Origin of the sequence: Bacillus sp. SIMBA_074 (assembly GCF_046534555.1) — a bacterium.
Lineage (GTDB): Bacteria > Bacillota > Bacilli > Bacillales > Bacillaceae_G > Bacillus_A > Bacillus_A mycoides.
On record NZ_JAWRYM010000271.1, the window covers coordinates 1 to 316 of the forward strand.

General features: G+C 38.3%; 1 protein-coding gene. It reads right to left on the minus strand.

The features are described 5' to 3' along the window. On the minus strand, positions 1 to 313 hold a 313-nt coding region (locus SB773_RS30810; protein WP_410594035.1), incomplete at its 3' end, for a GntR family transcriptional regulator. Positions 314 to 316: the final 3 nt, after the last annotated feature.

Here is a 316-nt window from a genome sequence, read left to right on the forward strand (position 1 = left end):
TAACCAACTCCCGTACTAATCGCTTCAATGTTTGGTTTTTTCGTTTATAGATGATGATTTCTTTTGCATCACCAGCGACAAACATACCAAGTCCTCGCTTTTTATACAGGATATTTTCGTCCACCAGAAGATTGAGGCCCTTTGCTGCAGTTGCAGGATTGATCGTATACATTTCAGCTAATTGGTATTGTGAGTACACCTTTTCGTCACTTTCAAAATGGCCATTTAAAATTTCCGATTCAATCCAATCTGCAATTTGCACATAAATAGGCTTAGTACTATCCGTATTTAGAATTGTTTCCGCCTCCTTCAGATG